Origin of the sequence: Bradyrhizobium sp. DN3 (genome assembly GCF_041357655.1) — a bacterium.
GTDB lineage: Bacteria > Pseudomonadota > Alphaproteobacteria > Rhizobiales > Xanthobacteraceae > Bradyrhizobium.
Genome location: NZ_JAULLN010000027.1, coordinates 28,858 through 47,925, shown reverse-complemented (window position 1 = coordinate 47,925; position 19,068 = coordinate 28,858). Strand labels below are relative to the sequence as shown.

General features: G+C 65.4%; 19 protein-coding genes. 2 read left to right on the top strand and 17 right to left on the bottom strand.

What is annotated here, in order from left to right; genetic code table 11:
• Window positions 1-95: 95 nt before the first annotated feature.
• From trmB to murJ, 16 genes are all read right to left on the bottom strand, one after another.
• Window positions 96-806: a tRNA (guanosine(46)-N7)-methyltransferase TrmB gene (gene trmB, locus AAE027_RS31475; RefSeq protein WP_370989821.1), complete on the bottom strand. Its 711-nt coding sequence runs from the start codon at window positions 804-806 to the stop codon at window positions 96-98.
• Window positions 803-1,960, bottom strand: a complete 1,158-nt coding sequence (locus AAE027_RS31470) for a M20 family metallopeptidase (protein ID WP_370989822.1) — start codon at window positions 1,958-1,960, stop codon at window positions 803-805. The genes trmB and AAE027_RS31470 overlap by 4 nt, the downstream gene beginning before the upstream one ends.
• An 87-nt stretch (window positions 1,961-2,047) precedes the next feature.
• The gene (locus tag AAE027_RS31465) at window positions 2,048-2,461 is read right to left on the bottom strand and encodes a helix-turn-helix domain-containing protein (protein WP_024338547.1); all 414 of its coding nucleotides are present in this window, start codon (window positions 2,459-2,461) and stop codon (window positions 2,048-2,050) included.
• A gap of 219 nt (window positions 2,462-2,680) precedes the next feature.
• On the bottom strand, window positions 2,681-4,294 hold the full coding sequence (gene lnt / locus AAE027_RS31460) for an apolipoprotein N-acyltransferase (RefSeq protein WP_370989823.1): 1,614 nt from the start codon (window positions 4,292-4,294) through the stop codon (window positions 2,681-2,683).
• Entirely contained in the window at window positions 4,291-5,409 is a 1,119-nt protein-coding gene (locus AAE027_RS31455) for a hemolysin family protein (protein ID WP_370989824.1), read from the bottom strand. The genes lnt and AAE027_RS31455 overlap by 4 nt, the downstream gene beginning before the upstream one ends.
• 1 nt (window position 5,410) lies before the next feature.
• Complete coding sequence (gene ybeY, locus AAE027_RS31450) at window positions 5,411-5,920, bottom strand: rRNA maturation RNase YbeY (protein ID WP_091882194.1); 510 nt, start codon at window positions 5,918-5,920, stop codon at window positions 5,411-5,413.
• Window positions 5,921-5,980: 60 nt separating this feature from the next.
• Window positions 5,981-6,976: a PhoH family protein gene (locus tag AAE027_RS31445; RefSeq protein WP_091882190.1), complete on the bottom strand. Its 996-nt coding sequence runs from the start codon at window positions 6,974-6,976 to the stop codon at window positions 5,981-5,983.
• Between the two features lie 64 nt (window positions 6,977-7,040).
• Window positions 7,041-8,435: a tRNA (N6-isopentenyl adenosine(37)-C2)-methylthiotransferase MiaB gene (gene miaB / locus AAE027_RS31440; RefSeq protein ID WP_370989826.1), complete on the bottom strand. Its 1,395-nt coding sequence runs from the start codon at window positions 8,433-8,435 to the stop codon at window positions 7,041-7,043.
• Window positions 8,436-8,628: 193 nt separating this feature from the next.
• Entirely contained in the window at window positions 8,629-9,309 is a 681-nt protein-coding gene (locus AAE027_RS31435; RefSeq protein WP_370989827.1) for an HAD family hydrolase, read from the bottom strand.
• A gap of 233 nt (window positions 9,310-9,542) precedes the next feature.
• Window positions 9,543-9,998 carry a Fur family transcriptional regulator gene (locus tag AAE027_RS31430; protein WP_370989828.1) on the bottom strand — a complete coding sequence of 152 codons (456 nt, stop codon included), beginning with the start codon at window positions 9,996-9,998 and terminating at the stop codon, window positions 9,543-9,545.
• 38 nt (window positions 9,999-10,036) lie between these two features.
• Window positions 10,037-10,522, bottom strand: a complete 486-nt coding sequence (rimI, locus tag AAE027_RS31425; protein ID WP_370989829.1) for a ribosomal protein S18-alanine N-acetyltransferase — start codon at window positions 10,520-10,522, stop codon at window positions 10,037-10,039.
• Window positions 10,519-11,214, bottom strand: coding sequence for a tRNA (adenosine(37)-N6)-threonylcarbamoyltransferase complex dimerization subunit type 1 TsaB (gene tsaB / locus AAE027_RS31420; protein WP_370989830.1), 696 nt, complete (start codon window positions 11,212-11,214; stop codon window positions 10,519-10,521). Before tsaB ends, rimI begins: the two co-directional genes overlap by 4 nt.
• A 157-nt stretch (window positions 11,215-11,371) precedes the next feature.
• Window positions 11,372-11,941, bottom strand: a complete 570-nt coding sequence (locus AAE027_RS31415; RefSeq protein ID WP_370989831.1) for a NifU family protein — start codon at window positions 11,939-11,941, stop codon at window positions 11,372-11,374.
• 282 nt (window positions 11,942-12,223) lie between these two features.
• Window positions 12,224-12,718 carry a universal stress protein gene (locus AAE027_RS31410; RefSeq protein WP_165405940.1) on the bottom strand — a complete coding sequence of 165 codons (495 nt, stop codon included), beginning with the start codon at window positions 12,716-12,718 and terminating at the stop codon, window positions 12,224-12,226.
• A 108-nt stretch (window positions 12,719-12,826) separates the two neighbouring features.
• A complete protein-coding gene (gene trpS / locus AAE027_RS31405) occupies window positions 12,827-13,879 on the bottom strand; it encodes a tryptophan--tRNA ligase (RefSeq protein ID WP_128946877.1) in 1,053 nt (350 codons plus the stop codon).
• Window positions 13,880-13,959: 80 nt separating this feature from the next.
• Window positions 13,960-15,492 carry a murein biosynthesis integral membrane protein MurJ gene (murJ, locus tag AAE027_RS31400; RefSeq protein ID WP_370989832.1) on the bottom strand — a complete coding sequence of 511 codons (1,533 nt, stop codon included), beginning with the start codon at window positions 15,490-15,492 and terminating at the stop codon, window positions 13,960-13,962.
• Window positions 15,493-15,617: 125 nt separating this feature from the next.
• On the opposite strand from murJ, the gene AAE027_RS31395 reads away from it, so the two are divergent.
• The gene (locus AAE027_RS31395) at window positions 15,618-16,619 is read left to right on the top strand and encodes an adenosine kinase (protein ID WP_370989833.1); all 1,002 of its coding nucleotides are present in this window, start codon (window positions 15,618-15,620) and stop codon (window positions 16,617-16,619) included.
• 305 nt (window positions 16,620-16,924) lie between these two features.
• Here the strand turns inward: AAE027_RS31395 and AAE027_RS31390 are convergent, their stop codons facing one another.
• On the bottom strand, window positions 16,925-18,121 hold the full coding sequence (locus tag AAE027_RS31390; protein WP_370989834.1) for a serine hydrolase domain-containing protein: 1,197 nt from the start codon (window positions 18,119-18,121) through the stop codon (window positions 16,925-16,927).
• A 346-nt stretch (window positions 18,122-18,467) separates the two neighbouring features.
• Here AAE027_RS31390 and AAE027_RS31385 point away from each other — a divergent pair, with 346 nt between their 5' ends.
• The gene (locus tag AAE027_RS31385; RefSeq protein WP_091898185.1) at window positions 18,468-18,788 is read left to right on the top strand and encodes a hypothetical protein; all 321 of its coding nucleotides are present in this window, start codon (window positions 18,468-18,470) and stop codon (window positions 18,786-18,788) included.
• Window positions 18,789-19,068 lie beyond the last annotated feature (280 nt).

Genomic DNA, 19,068 nt, shown 5'->3' with positions numbered 1-19,068 from the left:
CGGCCATCCACGTTCTTCGCGACCGAAGAAAGGAAGTCCGTGGATGCCCGGGACACGCCCGGGCATGACGACTGCGGACGGGCCGCGCGAAGTATCTACACTCGCTGAAACCGCAGATATGCCGCCTTGCGCCCTTCGCGCGCGGCTTTCCGGCCGTAGCGCGTCATGGTGTAGTCCGCCCAGGGCTGCCGGAAATCGTCGGCGCGTTCGGCAAGCCATTTGAAGTCCGGAGAGCGCGCAAGATGCGACAGCGTCCAGGCGCAGTAATCGTCGATGTCGCAGACGAAGCGGAATTCGCCGCCAGGCTTCAGCACGCGCGCCATTGCGGCAATGGTCCTGTCCTGCACGAAGCGCCGCTTCCAGTGCCGCCGTTTCGGCCAGGGGTCGGGATGGATCAGGTCGATCCGCGACAATGAGGCTTGCGGAAGCCAGGCCAAGAGCTCGGCGGCATCGCCCGCGAACAGGCGGATGTTGCCGATATTGGCCGCCTCGATCTGCGCGAGGATCTTTGCCATGCCGTTGACATAGGGCTCGCAGCCGATGAAGCCGGTCGCGGGAAAGTTTTGCGCCTCCGCCGCGAGATGCTCGCCGCCGCCGAAACCGATCTCGAGCCGGACCTCGCTCGCCGCGGGGTCGAAGATCTCGCCGGCATTCGCCGGCGCGTCACCCGCTATGTCGAGCGCAAGATGCGGCAGCAGATGATCGATCAGCCCGGCCTGGTGCTGCCTGAGCTTGTGGCCCTTGCGGCGCCCGAAGAAGGCGCGCTCGCTGTCATCGCGCTCGGAATCTGATTTGCGTTCGCTCATCGCAGCGTCTGATACAGGCGATGGAGCAGCCGCGCGCGCGGCGCGAGCGACGAGACATAGAGCTGCTCATAATGGGTGTGCGCGCCCTTGCCGTCGACGCCGAGCCCGTCGAGCGTCGCAGTGTGCGCAGCGGTGAAATTGCCGTCCGAGCCGCCGCCGGTGTGGGTGTCGATCAGCTCGAAGCCGATCTCGGCGGCAAGCGTCTTCGCATGCTCGTAGAGCGCGGCGCCTGCATTGCTCTTCTCGTAAGGCGGACGATTGAGCTCGCCGGTGATCTCAACGGTGACGCCGTCGGTCTTCGACGTGAGCGCGAGGATCTTGCCGACGAACTCGTCGGCGTCGTTGAGGCTCAGCACGCGCAGATCGACTTCGGCATAGGCCTCTTCCGGCGTCACATTGGGGCGCGTGCCGCCGCGCACCACGCCGACATTGACGGTGACTCCGCGCTTCAGGTCGTTCATTCCCTCCAGCGCCAGGATCACGTTGGCGAGCTCGCGGACGGCACTTCGGCCGTCCCCGGGTCGCGTGCCGGCATGAGCGGGGACGCCCTTGATGAAGACTCGGAAGCGTCCGACGCCCTTGCGCCCCGTGACGATCCTGCCGCCGTCGCGCGCCGGCTCCGTCACTAGCACGTATTTGGCCTTGCGCCCTTCCTGCTCGATCAGCGCACGCGAGGTCGGGCTGCCGATCTCCTCGTCGGAGGTGAACATGTGGGTGATGCCGAGCGGCGAACGATCGCCGGTGGCGCAGAGGGCACCAAAGGCGTGATGGGCGATGTAGGCGCCGCCTTTCATGTCGTAGATGCCCGGACCGAACGCACTGTCGCCTTCGATCTTGAACGGCAGGCGCTCGATGAAGCCCATGGGATGAACGGTATCGAGGTGGCTCAGCACCAGGATGCCCGGCTCGTCCTGGCCCCAGGTCGAGCGCGCCACGAGATGATCGCCGCAGCCGCCGACGCCGGCGACGCGCTCGAGCGTCACAGGCAGATCGCGGTATTGCTCCGCGACCACGGAGATCAGCTTGTTGACCTGTTCAGGTGCTTCCGTCGGCGTCTCGATCTCAACCCAGCGCCGGATGCCATCGAGAATGGTTTGGGAATCGAACCAATTGGAGCTGGCCATGAACGCATCTATGCCTTTGAATCGCATCATCGGAAAGGACGCGCATCGAGGGCGCGGCCGCAAATGACGACATAGGCCAGATTTGGCGCAGTCTCAAATCGCCATTGCGAAGACGCGTCAGCGCTTGTCGGGGCCTTCGCGGGCGGCGATCTGCTCGACGAGATCGACGATGGAGCGGCGCATCTTGGAATCGGTGATTCGGGTGAACGCCTTGGTCAAGGCGAGTCCCTCCGATGTCGCGAGGAAATCCGAGACGTAAGAGGGCGAGGCGCCTTCGCTGAAGCCTTCCGGGCCCGGCACACCGCTCGGCCCGCCCTCGAACAGGAACGACACCGGCACCTGGAGAATCTCGGCGATCTGCTGGATGCGGCTCGCGCCGACCCGGTTGGTGCCCTTCTCGTATTTCTGGATCTGCTGGAAAGTCAGGCCCAAAGCTTCACCGAGCTTTTCCTGGCTCATGCCCAACATGATGCGGCGCATACGCACGCGACTGCCGACATATTTGTCAACAGGGTTGGGCGCTTTCGACATTTCCTCAGCCCTCCAAACATCACCCTCGGCGCAATCATCAAGCGTGCCTCGGGTGTCAGCACCGTCAAATCAGACCCTCTTATTGGGAAACATTGCGGAGAAATTTAGCAACGCACCGCTGTCTTTTGCAGCTGGTGCAGAATGGGGAGCCCGCGTGCAGTCTGTCAACCGTGGGACTACGGTTGTCAAAGGATTCCGGCTAAGTCCGCAGCGAGGCGATCAGAGGTGCCGTTTGGCGACACGTCGGCGGACCGCCACAATCACGGCGAGCGCGACGAGCATGGCTGCGGGCACGTCGCCCACCCGCGCATAGATCGTCGGCGGGATCGCGGCGGGCAGACCTGCATCCAAAATGCCTTCGATTCCGAGGCCGAGACTGGCGATGGTGCGCCCCACCGGATCGATCACTGCGGAGATGCCTGTATTGGCGGAGCGGACCAGCGGCAAGCCGAGCTCGATCGCGCGCATCCGCGCCTGCTCCAGATGCTGATAGGGACCTGTCGAGATGCCGAACCAGCCGTCATTGGTGAGGTTCACGATCCAGCCCGGACGTTCGCTGCGTCCGCCCACCTCGCCGGGAAAGATGGCTTCGTAACAGATCAGCGGCAGCGCGGGCGGCGCGCTGGCGACCGGCAGCGCATGGCGCACGGTGCCGGGAATGAAGCCGCCGCGTACGCGCGTCAGCTGCTCGAAACCGAGCTTCTCCATCAGCCCCTGGTAGGGAAGAAATTCGCCGAACGGCACCAAATGCAGCTTGTCGTACACAGCGAGCACGCTGCCGTCGTGATCGATCACGTAGATCGAGTTATAGGCACGCGTGATCGGCGTGCCCCGCGGCAGGTCGGGCGCGCGGACCGAACCCGTGATCAGCACCGTGCCCTTCGGCAGAAGGTCGGCGATCTCAGCCATCGCGTCGGCTTCGCGAGTCAGGAAGAACGGGAAGGCGGATTCCGGCCAGATCAGGATGGTGGCATCGCGCACGCCGGTCGATTGCGGGCCGGAGGCGCGGTCGGACAGCGCCAAATATTTCTTCATCACCTCCGCCTTGGCGGCGTAGTTGAATTTCGCGTCCTGCTGGAGGTTCGGCTGCATCAGGCGCAGCTTGGCGCCCGCGACCATCGTGGTCGGATGCAGCGACAGGCGGATCGCGCCGAAGATGCCCATGACGACCAGAAGCGCAATTGCGGCGGCCGGCGCGCGCCATTGCAGGCGGCGATCGGGCGCGCGATCGAACAGCGCCGCAGGGCTCGCGAAGATCGCGACCGTCAGGAACGTCATGCCCCACAGGCCGATCAGCGATGCCGTCTGCGCCAGCGGCAGCGGCTCGGACAGCGCGTAGCCGAACGCGTTCCAGGGAAAGCCGGTCAGCGCGTGGCCGCGTAGCCATTCGCTGATGGTGAGGCTTGCTGCGAGCGCCAGCACGCGCGTGGCGTTCTTGGTCCAGAGCAGGCGCGCCAGCGCAAAGCCGATTGCCGTGAAGATCGAGAGATAGGCCGGCAGGCCCAGCACGGCGAACGGTGTCAGCCAGGCGAACACGTCGGCCTCGACGAAGAAGGCGTAGCCGATCCAGTAGAGGCCGGGCACGAAATAGCCGAGCCCGAACCAGTAGCCGGTCAGCGCCGCGGCCGGAACGCCGCCATATCGTCCGCCGCCGGCGCCGTCGATCAGCCAGACCAGCACCGGGAAGGTGACGAACAGCACCGGGAAGAGGTTGAATGGCGCCAGCGCCAGCACCGACAGCGCCCCGGCCGCCATGGCGATGACGGCGCGCTTCCATCCCCAGCTGAGGATAATGGCAAGCGCAATCTGCCGAAGTCGCTGGAGCGGGCTCACTGCGGACCGGCCCCGTCGCTCGGCGGCGGGGTCGGCGTGTCACTGGCCGGCGATTGACCGCTCTCCGGCGCAGCTTCGCGGCGGCGGCTCTCGCGCTGGGTGCGGGGCGCGGGACGCTCCTTCCGCGTCGAGATGCGCAGCCGCTTGACGCGACGCGGATCGGCGTCGAGCACCTCGACCTCGTAAGTGCCGGGGCCCGAGATCACTTCGCCGCGCACTGGCAGGCGCCCGACGAAGCTGACGAGATAGCCGCCCAGCGTCTCCACCTCCTCGCCGGCCTCGCCGGTGACGAAATCCTCGCCGATCACCGAGCGGACGTCGTCGAGGCTGGCGCGGGCGTCGGCGATGAAGGCGTTGTCGGGCAGGCGCACGATCGAGGGCGGCTCGTCGCTGTCGTGCTCGTCGTCGATCTCGCCGACAATCTGCTCGACGATGTCCTCGAGCGAGACCAGCCCGTCGCTGCCGCCATATTCGTCGACCACCAGCGCGAGGTGGATGCGCGTGGCCTGCATCTGCGCGAGCAGGTCGATCGCCCGCATCGACGGCGGTACGTAAAGCAGCTTGCGGATGATGCGCGCCTCGTGAAGCGGCAGCGCGAGATCGACGGCGCGCAAATCGAGCCCGGCCGGCAGCGGCTTCTTGCGCTTGGTCTTGGTGGCCTCCGACACGCGCGCACGCGCGGTCATGAAGGCGAGCAGGTCGCGGATGTGGACGATGCCGACGGGATCGTCCAGCGTCTCGTTGTAGACGACGAGCCGCGAATGGCCGGCACTCTCGAAGCGGTCCATCAATTCGCCGAGTGGGATGTCGCGCTTCACCGCGACGATGTCGGCACGATGGACCATGACGTCGGCGATGCGGCGCTCGTGCAGGCCGAGGATGTTGCGCAGCATGGTGCGCTCGACCGCGGAGAAACCGGTGTCGTCAGGCGTCGACGCGTCGAGCACGACCTGGAGGTCGTCGCGCACCGATCCCGCCTTCCAGCCGAACAGCGTCCGGATGGCGCGCAAGAGCCAGCCTTCTGCGGTCGGGCGCATCACCTCGCCTTGGGTCACGACGGCGGGCAAATTGCGCGTGTTGCGCGGGTTGTCCTGGATTGGATCGGAATCCGGCATCTCAATTCGTCCCCGGGCGGTCTGCATAGGGATCGGGAATGCCGAGATGCGCCAGGATCTGCGTCTCCAGCGCCTCCATCTCCTCGGCGTCGTCGTCGTTCTCGTGGTCGTAGCCGATCAGATGCAGGAAACCGTGCACGGCGAGATGACTCAAATGATGATCGAACGGCTTGTGTTCCTCGTCCGCCTCGCGCCGCATGGTCTCGTAGGCGATCGCGATGTCGCCGAGCATGCGCGGTGCATCGCCCGGCTTCCACTCGCCCTCGGGCTGGAGCGCAGGGAACGACAGCACATTGGTCGGCTTGTCGATGCCGCGCCAGTTGCCGTTGAGGGTGCGGATGCCGGCATCATCGGTCAGCATCACAGCCACTTCGGCGTCGGCGACGTCCTCGTCGACGTTCTCCGCGGCGGCCGCAACCGCGCGCTGGATCACGGTTTCGGAATCGGGCTCGCGCTGCCAGCAATCGGCGACGACGAGGACCTCGGTGATGGGTAGGTTGGGATGGGACATTGTGCTGTCTGGGACGAAAAGGCGCGCTGTCCGCGCCCGCTTGGTCCGGCTGTTGCCTCGTCAGGATTGACCGGTGGCCGGCCGCTGCGGCGACCCTTCGTAAGCGGCGACGATCCGCGCCACGAGCTCGTGGCGGATCACGTCCTCGGCTTTGAAATGCACTTGCGCAATCCCCTCGACGCCGTTCAGGAGCCGGGTTGCTTCCGCCAGACCCGAGGTCTGGCCGTTCGGCAGGTCGATCTGTGAGGGATCGCCTGTGACGATCATGCGGCTGTTCTCGCCGAGGCGGGTCAGGAACATCTTCATCTGCATCGACGTGGTGTTCTGCGCCTCGTCCAGGATGATGGCGGCGTTGGTGAGCGTGCGGCCGCGCATGAAGGCGAGCGGCGCGATCTCGATCTCGCCGGTCTGGAGCGCCCGCTCGACGATGCGCGCGTCCATGAGATCGTAGAGCGCGTCGTAGATCGGGCGGAGATACGGATCGACCTTCTCGCGGAGATCGCCGGGCAAAAAGCCGAGCCGCTCGCCCGCTTCCACCGCCGGACGCGACAGGATGATCTTGTCGACCTCCTTGCGCTCGAACAGCTGCGCGGCATACGCGACCGCGAGCCAGGTCTTGCCGGTGCCGGCCGGGCCGATGCCGAACACCAGCTCGTGGCGCTTCAGCGCGCGGATGTAGGAATCCTGCGCGGCCGTGCGCGCGCGCACCGGGCGCTTGCGCAAATTGATGCTGTCGAAGGTCGATTTGGCCGATTTGGCATCGAACTCGAACAGCGAGCCCTGGGCGATCACGGCGCGGATCGCGCCCTCGACCTCGCCCTGGTCGAGATCCTGTCCCTTCACGGCTTGCGCGTAGAGCATCTCCAGCACACGGCGTGCGGCGTCGCAGCCGTCGCGCGTGCCGCCGATGGTGATGTGGTTACCCTTGGAGTCGACGATCACGCCGAGCCGCCGCTCGATCTGCGCGAGATGCTGGCCGTACGGGCCGACCAGCGCGGAAGCGGCACGGTTGTCGTCGAAATCGATGACGACCTGGGTCTCGGGCGGTACTTGCATGTCGCGGTCAAATTTGCGGCTGGGAGCGAACGAAGACGAATCCGATGCGCTTTTTGGCAAGGGTTCAGGCTCCAGTGGCTTGCGATAAAGCGGGCTCGCGCGCGTTGCGCGGCGTCACGAGCTCGCCGAGAAAGCTGTAGCGCTCGAGGCTGTCGATCCGGACCGGCAGGATTTGTCCGATGATGTCGGGCGAGGCCATCACATGCGCGGGCTGGAGGTAAGCGGTGCGGCCGACGATCTGGCCTTCCTTGCGAGCCGGACGCTCGAACAGCACGTCGATCGTTGAGCCAATCGCAGCCTTGTTGAAGGCCGATTGCTGGCTGTCGATCAGTTCCTGGAGCCGCTCCAATCGCTGGTCCATCTCGGCGGGGGACACCGTCTCCTGCATGTCCGCGGCCGGCGTTCCCGGCCGGGCGGAATATTTGAACGAATAAGCCGCAGCGTAGCCGATTTGCGTGACAAGCGCGAGGGTGGCCAGAAAATCCTGCTCACTCTCGCCGGGGAAGCCGACGATAAAATCTGATGAAAAAGCAATGTCTTGGCGTGCGGTGCGGAAACGGTCGATGACCCGCCGGTAATCATCGGCGGTATGTTTCCGGTTCATGGCGGCCAGAATCCGGTCCGAGCCCGACTGCACCGGCAGATGCACGAACGGCATCAGGGCACCGAGATCGCGATGGGCCGCAATCAAACTGTCATCGACATCGCGGGGATGGCTGGTCGAATAGCGCAGCCGCGCGATGCCCGGGATTTGCGCCAGATGCTCGAGCAACCGGCCGAGCGGCCAGCTTTTTCCGTCCGGCCCCTCGCCGTGATAGGCGTTGACGTTCTGGCCGATCAGCGTGAGCTCGCGCACGCCGTTCTCAGTGAGCCGCTTCACGTCGTCCACGATCTTTGCCACGGGACGCGACACCTCGGCGCCGCGGGTATACGGCACGACGCAGAAGGTGCAGAACTTGTCGCAGCCTTCCTGCACCGTGACGAAAGCGGAAATGCCGCGCGCGCGAATCGCATCGGGCCTGGGCTGGGCCAGGAAGCCGAACTTGTCCTCGGCCGGAAATTCGGTCTCGATCGCGCGGCCCTCCTCGCCGGCGCGTTTCAACAGCTCGGGCAGATGATGATAGCTCTGCGGTCCGACCACGACGTCGACGACAGGCGCGCGGCGCACGATCTCCTCGCCCTCGGCCTGTGCCACGCAGCCCGCGACCGCGATCTGCATCGCGCGGCCCGCGCGCGCGGCCTCGTCCTTGGCAACGCGCAGCCGGCCGAGCTCGGAATAGACCTTTTCCGAGGCCTTCTCGCGGATATGGCAGGTGTTGAGGATGACGAGGTCGGCGTCCTCAGCGCTGGCCGTCTCCACGAATCCTTCCGGAGCCAGCGTGTCCACCATGCGCTGGGCATCGTAGACGTTCATCTGGCAGCCATATGATTTGATGTGCAGCTTGCGCGGCGGCGTCATGGAACCCGAAAATGGAGCTGGAGGACGGCCCTCAGATATAGGCTGGAGGCGCGAAAATCCAGCGAATGGGGCCATTTGGGTCGTCATTCCGGGGCGCGACGCAGTCGCAAACCCGGAATCCAGAGGTTTTGGCGCGAGATTCCGTGGTCACCCGCGTCGGGCGTGTCCCGGAATGACGGTGAGAGGGCGAAAATCAGCCCGCCAAGGCGTCCGCCTCGACCCGCCGGACCAACTCCGGCAGCTGATGCATGTCGGCAAAGAGCAGGTCGGCGCCGGCCTGGCGCAGGGTTTCGGCATAGCCGTCGCGGCAATGGCTGCCCCCGTAAAAGCCGAACACGGGCATCCCGGCCGCCCGCGCGCCGGCAATGCCGGCCAGGCTGTCCTCGACCACGACGCAGCGCTCGGGCGGCACGCCCATTTCGTTGGCCGCGAACAGGAACAGGTCCGGCGCCGGCTTGCCGTTTTTCACCTGCGAGGCCGAGAAGATATTTGGCGCGAGGCGCTCGTAGAGGCCCGTGCTTCCCAAGCTCACGCGCATGCGCTGATGCGAGCCGCTCGAGGCGACGCAGACGCGTTGGGTGACGACATCGAGAACATCATGGATGCCGCGGATTGCTTCGAGGTCGGCCTCGAACGAACGGAACAGCTCGTCCTGCAGATCGCCGTGATAGGCCTCGGGCAGCTTGCGGCCGAGCTCGGATTCGATCTCGAGATTCGCCTGCCGCGTCGAGCGGCCGAGAAAACGTTCGAACACCTGATCCGATGTGATCGGATAGCCGTGCCTCGTCAGCACATCGGCATGCGCGCGACAGGAGATCACCTCGCTGTCCACGAGCACGCCGTCGCAGTCGAAGATGATGAGGTCGATGGGCATTCAGCGCCTGACTTGGTGGAGGCACTCTGGTGCCGCGCGGGTGGTGCCGCCACCTCTCCCATAGGGAGAGGTCGGCGCGAAGCGCCGGGTGAGGGGTTGTGGACTCTCGTGGGACCTGAGCCCCCTCACCCGATTTGCTCTGGACGATGCTTTGCATCGCCGGGAGCAAATCGACCTCTCCCCGATGGGGAGAGGTGAAGGGCCGTCGCCGACGCGCAGAATCCGCAAACGCACTAACTCGTCGGCTTGTCGTCGTCGAGCGGGACGCAATAGAGCTCGAGGCGGTGATCGACCAGCTTGTAGCCGAGCTTACGGGCGATTTCGGCCTGGAGCTTCTCGATCTCTTCGGAGGTGAACTCGATCACCTTGCCGTCGCGCAGATTGATGAGGTGGTCATGATGGCTGTCGCGCATCTGCTCGTAGCGCGCGCGGCCCTCGCGGAAATCGTGGCGTTCGATGATGCCGGCATCCTCGAACAGCTTCACCGTTCGGTAGACCGTCGAGATCGAGATCTTGTCGTCGACGGCGACGCAGCGCCGGTACAGTTCCTCGACATCGGGATGATCGACCGCCTCCGCGAGCACGCGGGCGATGACGCGGCGCTGCTCGGTCATGCGCATGCCGGTGGCGGCACAACGCGCCTCGATGCCGGATGCCTTGGATGCGGAAGTAGGTTTCAGTGCGGTCATAGGATTGTCTGCCTGACGGGCGCTTTCTGCCATCAATGTTACGACAAGTCACGTCGCATCAGAAGGGCGTTCAATTGTTCCCCGTTCGGCTGCTTATAGTAGCGTTCGCGGCGCCCGACCACCATGAATCCGGCCCGATCGTAGAGGCGGCGCGCCGGCTGGTTATTTTCCTCGACTTCGAGAAATATTATGCGCACGCCGCGCCCGGCGAGGTGGCCGAGATGGGTCATCAGCAGCGTGCGGGAGAGGCCGCGGCCGCGATAGGCCTGATCGACTGCGATCGAGAGGATTTCCGCTTCGTCCGCGCCGATCCGCGACACCGCAAACCCGATCGTCTTGCGACCGAGGCGCAAGCGATGCACCAGCGTGTTGCGCTCACCGAGCATACTCTCGAACTCGCCTTCGCCCCAGCCGCGCGCGAAGGAGGCGCCGTGAAGCTGCGCCAGCCGCGCGGCGTCGCGCGCAGACGCGGGCTCGACGGCGGCAGTGCTGCCGCGCCACCATTGCGACAACCATCCCATCATGAGCTTGCAGCTTGTGCTGCGAGCTGTGGCTGCGCGGCCGGCTTGGCATCGGGCGCGCGCAGATAGAACGGCCGCGCCGGGGTCGTGTCGGGATTGGCCGCGGCGCCGAGCCAGGCGACCCAGCCGATATCGGGCGCGGGCTGTGCGTCGACCGCAATGGGTTGCGGCGCACCCTTCGGCCAGCGCTCGGCGAGGATGTTTGCGGCATTGCCGACCAGATGCGGCGCGCCGAATTGCGAAGCCGCGATCGCCTCGTCGATGCTGGCGACCTTCGGTCGCACCAGCTGGCTGCCGTCGCCGGCGACGATCTGGAAATAGACGTGGTCGTGCCGCGCGTCGATCGCGGACATCACGGGCGCCGATCGGCTCTGGCCGACGATGGCGGCAGCATAGGCGGACAAGGTGGTCAGGCCGACGGCCGGCCGTTTCGCCGCGAGCGCAAGGCCGCGCGCCGCCGAAATACCGACGCGCAGACCGGTGAAGCTTCCGGGACCGACGGTGACCGCGATGCGGTCGAGCGCGGTGAAGCTGAGCTCCGCCGATTGCATCACCCGCGCGATCAGCGGCATCAAGGCTTCGGCATGCCCACGCTTCATCGGCAGCGATTCCTGCGCGCGCAGCTCGGCCGTTTCGGTGTCGAGCACGGCCGCGGAGCAAGCGTCGAGCGCAGTATCGATGGCGAGGATCAGCATGACGTGATCATAGCATTGGCAATTGGACGATGCCTAAGGTTCTCGCCGTCATGGCCGGGCTTGACCCGGCCGTCCACGACTTTGCGGCCCCAAAAACGTGGATGCCCGGGACAAGCCCGGGCATGACGGAGGGAAATCGGTGCGCAGACCGTGCAATTCACATCGGCCGGACTTCGACCACGTCGGGCACGAAATGCCTGAGCAGGTTCTGGATGCCGTGCTGGAGCGTCGCAGTCGATGACGGGCAGCCCGAGCAGGCGCCCTTCATGTTGAGATAGACGACGCCGTCCTTGAAGCCGCGGAAGGTGATGTCGCCGCCGTCATTGGCGACCGCCGGCCGCACCCGGGTCTCGATCAGGTCCTTGATCATGTCGACCGTCTCGGCATCGGCCTCGTCGAAGAACTCATCGTGGTCGTCGAGTTCGGTATCGCTGGTGGCCGTGCCGTCGGCGAGCAGCGGCGCGCCGGACATATAGTGCTCCATGATCGCGCCGAGAATCGCGGGCTTGAGCTGCTGCCACTCACCGCTCGCCTTGGTCACAGTGATGAAGTCCGATCCGTAGAACACGCCGGTGATGCCGGGCACGTCGAACAGCTTTTCGGCGAGCGGCGAGCGGCCTGCGGCCTCGCGGCTCGAAAACTCCACCGGGCTGCCGTCGATCACGACGCGGCCGGGAATGAACTTCAGCGTGGCGGGATTGGGGGTGGCTTCGGTTTGAATGAACATGGTTTTCTCCAGACGTCGCCGGTTCAAGGCCGGCGCGTGCTCTATCCAGTAGCAGATGGCGACGGGGAACGCACGATCAAGGGGGCGAGGGAGCTGTTTCGTCGTTATATCAGCGGGTTAGGACGCCTCTTCTCCCTCTCCCCGCTTGCGGGGAGAGGGTTGGGGTGAGGGGGAGTCTCCACGAGGACGGTGAGAGTTGGACGCGCGGCGGCTCCCCCTCACCCGGAATTCAAGCGGCGCTTGAATTCCGGCCTCTCCCCGCAGGCGGGGAGAGGCGAGAAGCTAAGACAGCGAATCCACGCTTTGGTCGCTCAGCGCGCCGGAGATGATCGTCACTGGAACCGGAAACGTGCCGAGCGCATGCGCGAGCAGCGAGACCAATGGCCCCGGTCCCTCCGCACCAGGGCTCGCGGCCAGCACCAGCATGGCGATATCAGGATCCTCGTCGATCACCGCGAGCAGTTGTTCCATCGCGGCGCCTTCCCGGATCACGCGCTCCGGCGTGATCGCGGCGATGCCGTTGGCGCGGCCGGCGGCGCGGTCGAGCGCGGCTTCCGCCGCTTCCTGCGCCTCGGCGCGCATGATGTCCGCGACACCAAGCCATTCCTGCGTCTGCTGTTCGGGCTCGATGATGCGCAGCATCACCACGCCGCCGCCGGCGCGGATCGCCCAGCGGCTGGCGTAATACACCGCGCGATCCCATTCGGCGGTGTCGTCGACGATGACGAGGCATTTGGGCTTGTGACCCGGCTCGAAGCAAAGGCGCTTGCTGGTCATGCATGTCCCGGCGTGTGCACGGCCGGCATGCTGCCACACTCCCGGAACGTTTGGGAGAGGGGACATCGGCCAGCGCCGTGGCGCAGGCCGGTTTCTCAGATGCGATCTTCAGCGCCGGTGGATGAAGCCGACAATGTCCTTCGACAGCTTCATGGTCTCGTCGGCGATAGTGCGGGCCCGGTCGGAGCCCTCGTTCAGGATCGCGTCGATATGGCCGGGGTCGGCGACGAGGCGCTTCATCTCGCCGGCGATCGGCGCGAGCTTGGTGACGCACAGCTCGGCCAGCGCGTTCTTGAAGCTGGAGAACTGGCCGCCGCCGAAATCCCTGAGCACGTCGGCTTTGGAGCGGCCGGAGAGCGCGGCGAAGATGCCGACGAGGTTGTCGGCTTCGGGACGCGCTTCCAGGCCCTTCTCTTCGCTCGGCAGCGGCTCCGGATCGGTCTTCGCCTTGCGGATCTTCTGCGCGATGGTATCGGCATCGTCGGTCAAATTGATGCGCGAATTGTCCGACGCATCCGACTTCGACATCTTCTTGGTGCCGTCACGCAAGCTCATCACGCGCGTCGCCGGACCGGTGATCAAAGGTTCCGGCAGCGGGAAGAACAGGCCGTCATTGTGTCCCTGGGCGCGAATGGAATCGCCGAAATCGTTGTTGAACTTCTGCGCGATGTCACGCGAGAGCTCGAGGTGCTGCTTCTGATCCTCGCCGACCGGCACGTGGGTGGCGCGGTACAGCAGGATGTCCGCCGCCATCAGCACGGGATAGTCGAACAGCCCGACCGAGGCGTTCTCGCGGTCCTTGCCGGCCTTCTCCTTGAACTGGGTCATGCGGCCGAGCCAGCCCATGCGCGCGACGCAGTTGAAGATCCAGGCGAGTTCGGCATGGCCCGAGACCTGGCTCTGGTTGAACACGATGTGCTTCTTCGGATCGATGCCGGCAGCGATGAACGCCGCGGTGACCTCGCGGGTGTTGCGCGTGAGCTCGGCCGGCCCGCCCCAGACATCGACGCCTTGCGTGATCGCGTGCATGTCGACGACGCAATAGATGCAGTTGTGCGTTTCCTGCATCTTCACGAAGTTGACGATCGCGCCGAGGTAGTTGCCGAGATGCAGATTGCCCGTCGGCTGGACGCCCGAAAAGACTCGTTCAACGAATGGCATGGTCAGCTTTCCTGGAAGATACGGCCGTCGTTTCCAACAGCGGCGCAGCCCCGTCAAGGGCAATTCGATGGGCTCGCGGTTTAGGCCGGCCGTTTCAACGCGTTAACCGCCTCGCGCCAGGAGGCTGCACCGAGGATTTGCAGGAGCAGGCCGTAGACGGCGATCCCGGCCGCGATCTGCACACCCAGTGCGACGAATTTGATCAAGCCATGGGTCTCGGCAGGCACGAGACCGGCGGTCAGCCAGAGCAGGGCGCCCATGGCGATCGCGGCCAGCACGATTCGCGGCAATCGCGTGCGGGCCGCTGCGTCGACCGAGAAGCCGACTTCGGTCGTGCCTTTCCGAAGCAGCGAGAGCGCGCTGCTCCAGGCGCCGGCCGCGATGCTCGCCGCGATCCCGCTCGCGCCAAAAGCATGACCGAGCAGAACTGCGAGCACGACCGTCACCACGAAACCTTTGGCGGTCGCGAGCAACGGCGTCATCGTGTCGCTGCGGGCGTAGAAGGCCGGCGACAGCGCCTTGATCAGCACGTGCGCCGGCAGGCCCAGCGCCAGCCACATCAGTGCGTGCGCGGTAGCCGCGCTGTCCTCGACGCTGAACGCACCGTGCTCGAACAGCAGCCGTACGATCGGATCGGCCAGCACGATCAGGCCGAGCGTGGCCGGCAGCGCAAGCCCGGTCGCCAGCTCCAGCGCGCGCGATTCGGCATGCGCCACCGCGACGCGGTCGCCGCTACCGACCGCACGCGTCAGCTCCGGCACCAGCACCGTGCCCATGGCGACGCCGACGATGCCGAGCGGCAGCTCGATCAGGCGGTTGGCAAAATAGAGCCAGGACACCGCCGAGGGTGTCGCCGAGGCGATGATCGCGCCGGCGACCATTAACCATTGCGGGCCCGAGCTTGCGATCATGCCGGGAATGGCCTTGGCAAAAAAGGCCCGCATCTCCTTGTCAAAACTCACGCGCAACGGCGTCGCGAGGCGCGCGCTTCGCTGCGATAGCAGCATCAGCAATTGCAGCAGGCCTGCGACGCCGACGGTGGCGGCCAGCATCCACGCAGCGAGAACCGCATCGGCATGCCCCAGCAACAGCACCGCGATCGCGGCGATCAGCGCGATGTTGAACAGCAGCGGCGAGAACGCCGTCAGCGCAAAGCGCCCTTGTGCGTTGAGCAGTCCCATCAGCACGGTGACGGGGCCGGCGAAGGCGAGATAAGGCAGCATCAGCCGCGCGTTCTGCACGGCGAGATCGAGCGTGCGGCTGCCGAGAAAGCCCGGCGCGATCACCGTGATGATCAGCGGCATCAGAAGCGCAATGCCGATCGAGCTCGCGACCAGGGCCGCGCTGACCGTGCCGAGCACGCGTCCGGCGAATGCCGCCGCAGCCGCCTCGCCATCGCGGTCGCGGATACGCAGCCAGGCCGGGATCAGCGCCGCATTCAGCGCTCCCTCGCTGAGCAGCCGGCGCACGACGTTGACGAGCTGAAATGCCGCCAGGAACGCATCCGCTACGGCGCCGGTGCCGAGCAGCGCCGCGATCAGGGAATCGCGGGCAAAGCCCAGTAGCCGCGAGGCCAACGTACCCGTCGAGACGGTCAGGAAGGAGCGGATCATCGGCCCTTTATAATACCGTTGCTTGCCCGCGCGGGTCCGGTCGTGATAGGCCGCGAGCCAGATTTCAAGCCGACAGGAAGCGGATTTCCGCGGGGATCGCAATCCGCCAAACAGGATCAAGGTGAATGGCTGACGTGAAATATGACGTTCTCGGCATTGGCAACGCGCTGTTCGACGTGTTGGTCAGGACCGACGAGGCCTTTTTGGCCAAGCATGGCATGACCAAGGGCAGCATGTCCCTGATCGACGAGGCACGGGCGGCCGCCATCTACAAGGACATGGGCCCTGCGACGGAAGTCTCGGGCGGCTCGGCCGCCAACACCATCGTCGGCATCGGCAGCTTAGGGGCCCGCGCCGCCTATGTCGGCAAGGTCAAGGACGACCAGATCGGCAAGCTCTATGTCCACGACATCCGCGCTGCCGGCGTCGCCTTCAACACGCCCGCCGCAACGGACGGCCCCGCCACCGGCTGCTCCTACATCCTGATCACGGGCGACGGCGAGCGCACCATGAACACCTATCTCGGCGCGGCGCAGGATCTGTCGCCCGCCGACATCGATCCGGTCGAGGTCGCCGGCGCCGGCATCGTCTACCTCGAAGGCTATCTCTGGGACCCCAAGAACGCCAAGGACGCCTTCGTCAAGGCGGCCAAGATCGCCCATGATGCCAAGCGCAAGGTGGCGCTGACGTTGTCGGATTCCTTCTGCGTCGACCGCTATCGCGACGAGTTCCTGTCCTTGATGCGCAACGGCACCGTCGACATCGTGTTCGCCAACGAGGCTGAGCTGCATTCGCTCTACATGACCTCGGACTTCGACACCGCGCTGAAGCAGCTGCGCAACGACGTCAATCTCGGCGTCGTCACCCGTAGCGAGAAGGGCTGCATGGTGGTCTCAGTGGAAGACGCCGTCGCCGCGCCGGCATTCCCGGTCGACAAGGTCATCGACACCACCGGCGCCGGCGACCTCTTCGCCGCTGGCTTCCTGTATGGCCTCGCGCGCAACTTCGCGTACAAGCAGTGCGGCGAGCTCGGCGCGCTTGCCGCCGCCGAAGTGATCCAGCACATCGGCGCGCGGCCCCAGGTGTCGCTGAAGGAGCTCGCCGAGCAGCGCGGACTGACGGGGTAGCGCTCGCTCACTCCCCGCCATTGCGAGCGAAGCGAAGCAATCCAGAATCTTTCCGCGGCGGCAGACTGGATTGCTTCGCGGAGCCTGTCATCGGGCCGCGCTTCGCGCGGACCCGGTGGCTCGCAATGACGATGTGGAGGCAGATATGCGCCTCATTCTCCGCTGTCATCGCCCGGCTTGACCGGGCGATCCAGTACTCCGAGACGGCAGTGATTGAACCGAGAGGCCGCGGCGTACTGGATCCCCCGCCTTCGCGGGGGATGACAGTCGTCGTGTGCTGAGAGCTGCGCGGCCGTGCGCGCCCCTCACGCTGCCTTCTGCCCGCTCCCGGCAGCATCGAGCCCGGCATAAACCCCGCGCTCGAAGCCCGCGAACGTCTCCAAACACTTCGCGTCGGCGAACGGCAACAGCTGCATCAGGATCACGCCGGTGACGTCGCGCGACGGGTCGATCCAGTAATAGGTGTTGGCGAGGCCCGCCCAGGCGAGACTACCCGCGCTGCGCCCTTCCGCGGTCTTGGCGGTGTTGATGAGGAAGCTCAGCCCCCACTTCTTTACCTGCTCCGGATAGAGATCGACGTCGTTGGTGTACATCGGCGCCGCCGTCGTCATCTTGCCCATGGCGAGATCGCCGATGTGGTTCTGTCCCATCGTCGCGACCGTCTCCGCCTTCAGCACCTGGTTGCCGTTGCCGCGGCCCTTGTTGAGAATCATCTGGGTGAACTTGATGTAGTCGCCCGCGGTCGAGTAGAGGCCACCGCCACCCATGTGGAATTCCGGCTCCTGCTCGAGCTCGAACGGGATCGATGCGAGCTGGCCGTCCTCGCCGCGCGCATGCATGCCGACCAGACGCTTGCGCATGCTATCGGTGATCTTGAACGCGGTGTCGCTCATGCCGAGCGGCGCGAATAGATTGTCGCGCAAATACGCATCGAGCCGCTTGCCGCTGACGGCCTCCACCGCCTTGCCGACGAAATCGATATTGGTGCCGTATTCCCAGCGCGTGCCGGGATCGGTCATGATTGGCGTCTTCAGCGCCGCATTCTGGCAGGTGGTGATGGCGGGGATCCCCGTCTTCTCCAGATACATCGCGAGATCGCCGTTCCACATGTTGTAGCAGAAGCCCGCAGTGTGGGTCATGAGGTGGCGCAGCGTGATCGGCCCCTTCGCAGGCCGCAGCTTCGGCTCGCCCTTGGCATCGAAGCCTTCGAGCACCTGCGGCGTGGCGAGATCGGGCAGCACTTCACCGATCGGCGCATCCAGCGACAACTTGCCCTGTTCGACCAGCTGCATCGCGCCGGCTGATGTCACCGCCTTCGTCATCGAGGCGATCCAGAACACGCTGTCCGCGGTCATCGCATCGGGCTTGGACAGGTCGCGCTTGCCGAACGCACCCTGATACAGCACTTCTTTACCGCTGGCGGCGATGGCGACGACTCCGGGAATTTCCTTTGCGTCGCTCTTCTGGCGCAGAAGTTCGTCGATCTGGGCTCGGCTTTGCATGCGTGTTTCCTCCGGTTTGATTATTGTTGGAAGTGATTGATTGTCCTCCCGCATGCTCGGCGCGGCAAGCGCATCCATGTACCTGCGCCGGTCGCGATGTCGTGACTTGACGGTCGGCGTTCCACGCAGGACGACAACGGAGCTGAACTGCAACACTCTTTCACAACCTGCGGTGGATGGCTGCATCTCGCCGTGGCCATGAATGGGCGCTGGCGGTATGTTTCGCGTGTTTGACTCACTTGAAACATTTTGTGCGTTGCGGCGCTTCAGCACGCGGCCAATTGGCCGGTGACGTTAAGACTTGATGCAAATTGGCGGCTGCTGATCGGCCGCGAGGGGACCTCAAATGATTTCGACCTGGAGCGAATGGAAGCGCTATCCCCGTCCCGGACGGGGCGACAATTTGGAGGCGCCGATCTCGCCCGGCATTTACGAGGTTCGCATCGCCGGCACCGGCGCGCTGTACTCCTTCGGCGCGGTCGACAACCTGGCGCAGGCGCTGGCACTGCTGCCGGTCGGTTCGAAGTCATGGTTCGGCCGGCGCGACACCTCGGACGTGCCCGATCTCGAATACCGCACCTGCGCGACCTCCTCGAAGGCCGATGCCAAGGCCGCCGCCGAGCGCATGATCGGCCGCCGCGAGACCTATCTGAGCGGCGCGGCCTAGCTGCTTCCTCGATCGCGATGCCAAACCTCTCCCGTAGGGAGAGGTCGCGCCGCAGGCGCGGGTGAGGGGCTACGCTCTTTCGTGGTCCTGCGCCCCCTCACCCGATTTGCACTGGACGATGCTTCGCATCGCCAGGAGCAAATCGACCTCTCCCCGCTGGGGAGAGGTAAGGGACCTGCGGCCCTCAGTTTAACTCCCAGCAGATGTGCGTTGCGGGGCGGTGCATTGCGCGCCGTCTGTCCCTATATTCCGGGCCGATCCGATCGCGCCCTGAGGAGTA